We start from the raw sequence: 7386 nt of genomic DNA, 5'->3' as shown, positions 1-7386 counted from the left end.
CCCCCCACGACCCACCCGCGCGTCAGAGCTTGGCGCGCTGTTCCTGCAGGCCGGCCAGCTGGGTGGTCCATTCGAGCAGGCGCACGCGTTCCTGCTCGACCACCGCCGCCGGCACCTTGTCGGTGAACTTGGCCAGCTTGGCTTCGCTCTTTTCCTTTTCGCCCTGCACGCGGGCCAGTTCCTTGTCCAGGCGCGCGCGCTCTGCCTCCAGGTCCACCAGGCCTTCCAGCGGCACCAGCAGCTTCAGCTCGCCGACGATCGCCGGAGCAGCCGGCGGCGCGATTTCGCCATCGGTCAGCCACCGGATGGTTTCCAGCTTCAGCAGGAAAGACAGCGAGGCGGCAAAGCGCTCGATGCGCACCCGGTCCTGCTCCAGCCCGGCCTGCAGGCGCAGCGGTACCAGTCTGGACGGGGCCACGTTGAGCTCGCTGCGCACACGACGCACGGCGCTGATCACCGCCTTCAGCCACTCCACGTCCGCTTCGGCCTGGGCGTAGTCACCGGCGAACTCTTCGACGCTCGGGTAGGGACGCAGCGACAGCGAATCGCCGCTGATACCCAGGCGCGGCGCAACCTGCTGCCACAGCTGTTCGGTGATGAACGGGGTCAGCGGATGCAGCAGGCGCAGCAGCGCTTCCAGCACGTACAGCACGGTGTGGCGGGTGCTGTCCGCATCGGCCGCGTCGGCGCCGTTGAGGGCCGGCTTGCTCAGCTCCAGGAACCAGTCGCAGAACTCGTTCCAGGCGAACTCGTACAGGCACTGCGCCAGCAGGTCGAAACGGTAGGCGGCGAAGTGGCCCTGCGCTTCGGCGGTGGTGGCCGCCAAGCGCGCGAGGATCCAGCGCTCGGCATCGGTACGCGGCTTGGGCGCGCCATCGAACGCAGTGCCTTCGGTGTTCATCAGCGCGAAGCGGCTGGCGTTCCACAGCTTGTTGCAGAAGTTCTTGTAACCCTCGGCGCGGTTCATGTCGAACTTGATGTCGCGGCCGTGGGTGGCCAGCGCGGCGATGGTGAAGCGCAGCGCATCGGCACCGTGCGCGGCGATGCCGTCCGGGAATTCCTTGCGGGTGGCCTTCTCGATCTTCTCGGCGGCGCGGGGCTGCATCAGCCCACCGGTGCGCTTGGCCACCAGGTCATCGAGGGAAATGCCATCGATGATGTCCAGCGGATCCAGCACGTTGCCCTTGGACTTGGACATTTTCTGGCCTTGGCCGTCGCGGATCAGGCCAGTGAAGTAGACGTCCTTGAACGGTAGTTTGCCGGTCAGGTTGTCGGTGGCCATGATCATCCGGGCAACCCAGAAGAAGATGATGTCAAAGCCGGTGACCAGCACCGACGAGGGCAGGTAGCGGTCGAAGCCGCGCTCGGCCATCGCCTGTTCGTTTGGCCAGCCCAGCGTGGAGAACGGCCACAGCTGCGAAGAGAACCAGGTCTCCAGCACGTCGCTTTCCTGGGTCAGTGCCACCTCTGCGCCCAGCCCGTTGGCGGCGCGCACTTCGGCTTCGTCGCGGCCGACATAGCAGGTGCCTGCCTCATCGAACCACGCCGGAATGCGATGGCCCCACCACAGCTGGCGGCTGATGCACCAATCCTGGATGTTGGTCATCCAGTGGCGGTAGGTGTTGATCCAGTTCGGCGGCACGAAGCCGATCGCACCCGGCTTTCCATCGGTACCTTCCACCAGTTCCAGCCCACGCCGCGCCAGTTCGTCCATCTTCACGAACCACTGGTCGGTCAGGTAGGGCTCGATCACCTGGCCGGTACGGTCGCCGCGCGGCACCTGCAGCTTGTGCGGCTTGGTTTCCACCAGCACCGCCAGGTCTTCCAGTTCGGCCAGCACGGCCTTGCGCGCGTCGTAACGGTCCAGTCCGCGGAAGCGTTCCGGCGCATTGTCGTTGATCGCCGCCACCGGGGTGAACAGATTGATCATCGGCAGGTTGTGGCGCAGGCCTACCTGGTAATCGTTGAAATCATGCGCCGGGGTGACCTTGACCACGCCGGTGCCGAAGGCACGGTCGACGTAGTCATCGGCGATCACCGGCACGCTGCGGCCGGTCAGGGGCAGGGTCACGCTGCGGCCGATCAGGTGCAGGTAGCGCTCGTCTTCCGGATGCACCATCACCGCGGTATCGCCGAGCAGGGTCTCCGGGCGGGTGGTCGCCACGACCAGGTAATCGCGGGTTTCGCGCAGCGTTTCCACGCCCTCGGCATCGCGCTCGACATGCTCGTAGGTCAGCCCGTCGTCGAGCTTGTAGGCGATCGACCAGAGGAAACCGTCTTCCTCGGCGCTCTCCACTTCCAGGTCGGAAATCGCGGTCTTCAGCACCGGATCCCAGTTGACAAGGCGCTGGCCGCGGTAGATCAGGCCCTGTTCGTGCCAGCGCACGAAGGCCTCGATCACCGCCTGTGATGGCTGCGGGTCCATGGTGAAGGTGCTGCGCGACCAATCGGCCGATGTGCCCAGGCGGCGCATCTGCCGTTCGATGGTGTCACCGGACTGCTGCTTCCATTCCCACACCTTGCCGATGAAGGCTTCGCGACCCAGCGTATCGCGGGTCTCGCCGTTGCCTTCCAGCGCCAGGTTGCGGCCGACCACCATCTCCGTGGCGATGCCCGCGTGGTCGGTACCCACCTGCCACAGCGTGTCGTAGCCGCGCATGCGGTGGTAGCGCACCAGCGCATCCATGAGGGTCTGCTGGAAGGCATGGCCCATGTGCAGCGTGCCAGTGACGTTCGGCGGCGGCAACAGGATGGTGTACGGCTCGCCCTTGCCCGACGGCTTGAAGTGGCCAGCCTTTTCCCAGGCATCGTAGGTGTCCTTTTCAAAGGACGTCGGGTCGTAGCTGGAGTCGAGTCGGGTCATGCGGGGCAACCAGAAGATGTTCGGGGGAGGATCAGGGCGAACGGCCGGCGCATCAAGGGCAGCGCCGGGCCAGTGCCCGGTTTACATATCGTGCTTGGACAGCGCGTAACCGGCGTCCTTGTACTGCCGCCAGCGCTCGCGCAGGGGCTCGCGCGCGTCCGGATCGGCCGGAACCACTTCCAGTACGCGCTCGCATTCGCCCATCCAGGGCGTATCGCGCAGGTTGATCACCAGAGGGCGCGCCGGTTCCACGCCACCGGGAACGGCGATCAGCACCATCGCCTCCTCTTCATCCATGTCCTCGCCGGCGATCTGGTGCGGGATGTAGGCCTCCGCATCGAAGGACCACAGCAGCTCGTCCAGTTCTTCGGCCTGGGCCAGGTCACGCGCCAGCACCAGGGTGAACAGCCCGGCATCGTTGGCCTTGCGCGCCAGCTCGCAGACCAGGCGCAACGGCTCGGTCAGGAAGCGGGGCTTGGCAATCAGGTAGAAATCAGCGCGGGGCATGGCGGGGTCCGGGTTGCAGGCGAAGACCCGGTCGAAACCGGGTCGTGTCATGGCCGGCACGGATGCCGGCCACAGGGCGACAGTGGATCAGGCGCGGCCGACCTGGTCCAGCAGCCACTGGCTCAGCAGGCCGACCGGGCGACCGGTGGCCATGCCGCGCTTGCCTTCGTCGCTGGCCACGCCGGCGATGTCCAGGTGGGCCCAGCGCTGGCCTTCGGTGAAGCGCGCCAGGAAGCAGCCGGCGGTGATCGCACCGGCCCAGCGGCCGCCGATGTTGTAGACGTCGGCAAAGCTGGAATCGAGCATCGGCTGGTATTCGTCCCACAGCGGCAGGCGCCAGGCGCGGTCGAACACGTGCTCGCCGGCGGCCAGCAGTTCGTTGGCCAGGTCGTCGTGCTTGGTCATCAGGCCGGCGGTCTGGTGGCCCAGGGCCACCATGCAGGCACCGGTCAGGGTCGCCACGTCGACCAGCGCGGCCGGCTCGAAGCGCTGCGCATAGGTCAGCGCGTCGCACAGGATCAGGCGGCCTTCGGCGTCGGTGTTGCCCACTTCGATGGTCTTGCCGGACATCGAGGTGATGACATCCGACGGGCGGTAGGCATTGCCGTCGATGGCGTTTTCAACCGCCGGCACCACTACCACCAGGTTCAGCGGCAGCTTGGCCTTGACGGTGGCCACGAAGGTGCCGATGACGTTGGCGCCACCGCACATGTCGTACTTCATTTCCTCGATGCCGCCCTGGGTCTTCAGGTTGACGCCACCGGTATCGAAGGTGATGCCCTTGCCGACCAGCACGTAGGGCTTGGCGTCGCCGCCGTTGCTCCACTTCAGCACCACCAGCCGCGGGCGGTTGGCCGAGCCGCGGGCGACGGCCAGCAGCGAGCCCATGCCCAGCGCTTCCATCTGCGTCTCGTCCAAGATCTCCGCTTCGGCGCCGTCGTGCTCGCCGGCGAACTTCACCGCCACGTCGGCCAGATAGGCCGGGTTGCAGAAGTTCGGCGGCAGGTTGCCGAGCTCGCGGGCGAACTCCACGCCGCTGGCGATGGCCTGGCCCTGCAGCAGGGCCTGCTCGTCACTGCCGGCGATGGCCAGTTGCTGCAGGCCGGCGTCTTCGGCCTTCTTCTTGCCGAAGGTGGCGGTGTAGCGGTAGCTGGCGTGGTCGGCGGCGATGATCGCCTGGCGGATCGCCCAGGCCGCGTCGCGGTCCTTCACGGGCAGGTCGACCAGGGTGAACAGCGCGCTGCGGCTGGCGCCGGTCTTCAGCGCGCGCACGGCGTCGCCGATGGCCTTCAGGTACTGCGGGACGCCGAAGCGGGCGGCATCGCCCAGTCCCACCACCAGCACGCGCGGGGCGCTGACGCCCGGCAGGTCGTGCAGCAGGGCGGTGGCGCCGGTCTTGCCGGACACATCGCCCCGCTGGGCCAGGGCGGCCAGGCGACCGCCACTGGCGGCGTCCAGCGCCTGCGCGGCGGGCGACAGGGAAAGATCGGCGAAGGCGCCGACGACCACGCAGTCGACCCCGGCAGAGGTCGGCGACGCTTGGTTCAGGGTGAATTGCAGGGCCATTGATCAGATTCCGTTGGCATATCCGTACAATCGCGGACCGTTTACGTCCAGCCAGTAGACTGGGCGGACCCGCGAACGAACCTGAGAGTTTAAACCACGGCCCATGTTGAAGCTCGACCGCTATCTATTGGGCGATTTCGTCCAGAGTTTCCTGGCCACCCTGATCGTCCTGCTGGTTGTCAGCGTGGGCGGCGTGCTGGTGGATATCCTTGGCAACATCGCCGACGGGCGACTGCCTGCCCGCCTGTTGTTCTCCCAGCTGGGCCTGCAGTTCATCGTCTACATGCCGCTGATCCTGCCGTTGGCGCTGATGCTGGGCCTGCTGCTGGCGGTCGCCCGGCTGTACCGCGATTCGGAAATGGCGGTCATCACGGCCATTGGCGTGGGCCCGCGCCGCCTGCTCAAACCCTTGCTGCTGCTGGTGCTGCCGGTGGTCGGGCTGATCGGCGCCTGCTCGCTGTGGCTGGGTCCATGGGCCGACCGCACCAGCGAGCAGATGATCGACCAGGCCAACCGCAGCGTGCTGATGGCCGGGCTGGAGGCGGGGCGCTTCACCAACCTGTCAAACGGCGGGGTGGTCTATCTGTCTTCCATCTCCCCTGATGGCACCGGCCTGGGCCGGGTGTTCATGAACCGCGCCCGCGAGGGCCGGATCGAGGTCGTATCGGCCGCCAGCGGCAAATTGTTCTTCGAAGGCAAGGACCGCCGCTACCTGCAGCTCAACGATGGCCACCAGATCGAAGGCCCCGCTGACGGCGGCAAGGGCTACCGGCTGGCGACCTTCGCGCGCAACGACGTGGCCATGCCGGACGGCGCGCAGACCCGCCAGTCCAACGATCCGGAACTACTGCCGACCAGCCAGCTGATCGGCGATGAGCGGCCCGAGGCGAAGGCGCAGCTGCACTCGCGCATCGCCCCGCCGCTGATCGCGCTGGCCTTCGCCCTGCTGACCGTGCCATTGGCGCGCAGCTCGCCACGCCAGCAGCGCTACGGCCGGATGATGCTGGCCTTCCTGGCTTACATGGTGGGCATGAACCTGATGTTCATCGGCACCGGCTGGATTGCCGATGGCAAGGTGCCCAATGGGCTCGGCCTGTGGTGGCTGACCCTGCCGCTGCTGGCGTTGGCGATCTGGATGTACCTGCGTGACGGCCACCTGTCGCGCCCGAAGAGAGTGACCGCATGATTCCGCGTCCGATGCGTTTCGATTACTACCTGGGCCGGGCGGTGTTCGGCACCGTGCTGCTGACCTGGGCGGTGCTGGTGGGGCTGGACGTGGTGATGGCGTTCTCCGGCGAGTTCAAGGACGTCGGCAAGAACGGCTACACCCTGGGCCATGCGGCGGCATGGGTGCTGTATACCGTGCCACGCCGTGCCTATACCTTCTTCCCCACGGCGGCGGTGATCGGCTCGCTGATGGGCCTGGGCCAGCTGGCGGCAACCTCCGAACTGACTGCGCTGCGTGCGTTGGGCCTGTCACGTCGTCGCCTGAGCCTGTCGGTGGCGGTCGCGCTTTCGCTGCTGACCGGCGCGATGGTGGTCAGCGGCGAAACGATCGCACCGTGGGGGCAGGAACGTGCCGACAACATCCGCATGAGCGCCAAGCGCGGTGGTGACATGTCCGTGGCCCGCTATGCCGGTGTCTGGGCCCGCGAGGGCGATACGTTCCTCAACGCACAGGGCGGTGAAGAGCAGCTGGTGGAGGGCGGTGGTACGCGCCTGGTGCTGCACGACGTGCGCATGTACCGCATCGGCCCGGAAGGCGAGATCGTATCGCTGACCCATGCCGCCACCGCCGAACACGATGCGTCCGGCTGGGTGCTGAAGCAGGTGCGCCGGGACATTTTTGGCGAGCGTTCACTGACGCGCGAGGAAGCGCCGAGCGAGAAATGGGATTCGCAACTGGATGCGGCGGCGCTGGCCACCGGTATCTCACGGCCGCGCAACCTGCGCGCGGCTGACCTGCGCACCAGCATCGAATACCGCGAGCGCAACGGCCTGGATGCGCGTGACTATGAAGATGTTTACTGGAGCCGCTGGTTCTATCCGGTGAACGTGCTGGCGTTGTGCCTGGCGGCGGTACCGTTCGCGTTCGGTTCGCTGCGCAGCGGCGGCATGGGCAAGCGTTTGTTCCTGGGCATCCTGTTTGCGCTGGGGTTCTGGCTGCTGCAGCTGTTCTTCGGGCGGATGGCCGGTGCGTTGAAGTTTGATTACCGGGTGGCGTATGCCTTGCCGCCGATCCTGATGCTGGGTATTTCGGCGATGCTGTTCCGACGCAAGTCGGGTTGAGTGTGTTTGATTGCCGGGCTGCGCCCGGCACCTGCTGAAGCAACGGCAACGGCAACGGCAACGGCAACGGCAACGGCAAAAGGCGCAGGGCTGTTGCGTTGGCGGGGCGGGGTGGGTTCGTGGGAATCGCCGCAAGTACGTCCCTGTAGGCTCGCCATCCG

5 protein-coding genes are annotated in these 7386 nt (G+C 66.8%); 2 read left to right on the top strand and 3 right to left on the bottom strand.

Annotated features, from left to right (window positions below; genetic code table 11):
* Positions 1–22: 22 nt before the first annotated feature.
* The 3 genes from H9654_RS13815 to H9654_RS13805 form a co-directional block, all read right to left on the bottom strand.
* Positions 23–2863, bottom strand: coding sequence for a valine--tRNA ligase (locus H9654_RS13815; protein ID WP_191771300.1), 2841 nt, complete (start codon positions 2861–2863; stop codon positions 23–25).
* Between the two features lie 81 nt (positions 2864–2944).
* Positions 2945–3370, bottom strand: a complete 426-nt coding sequence (locus H9654_RS13810) for a DNA polymerase III subunit chi (RefSeq protein WP_191771299.1) — start codon at positions 3368–3370, stop codon at positions 2945–2947.
* 87 nt (positions 3371–3457) lie between these two features.
* Entirely contained in the window at positions 3458–4936 is a 1479-nt protein-coding gene (locus tag H9654_RS13805) for a leucyl aminopeptidase (RefSeq protein WP_191771298.1), read from the bottom strand.
* A gap of 103 nt (positions 4937–5039) precedes the next feature.
* Here H9654_RS13805 and lptF point away from each other — a divergent pair, with 103 nt between their 5' ends.
* Together lptF and lptG are read left to right on the top strand one after the other, a co-directional pair.
* The gene (gene lptF, locus H9654_RS13800) at positions 5040–6122 is read left to right on the top strand and encodes an LPS export ABC transporter permease LptF (RefSeq protein WP_042615077.1); all 1083 of its coding nucleotides are present in this window, start codon (positions 5040–5042) and stop codon (positions 6120–6122) included.
* Positions 6119–7225, top strand: a complete 1107-nt coding sequence (lptG, locus tag H9654_RS13795; RefSeq protein ID WP_101100296.1) for an LPS export ABC transporter permease LptG — start codon at positions 6119–6121, stop codon at positions 7223–7225. Before lptF ends, lptG begins: the two co-directional genes overlap by 4 nt.
* Positions 7226–7386 lie beyond the last annotated feature (161 nt).

It is taken from the genome of Stenotrophomonas lacuserhaii, assembly GCF_014836545.1.
GTDB lineage: Bacteria > Pseudomonadota > Gammaproteobacteria > Xanthomonadales > Xanthomonadaceae > Stenotrophomonas > Stenotrophomonas lacuserhaii.
This window is presented reverse-complemented; position numbering and strand designations above follow the sequence as displayed.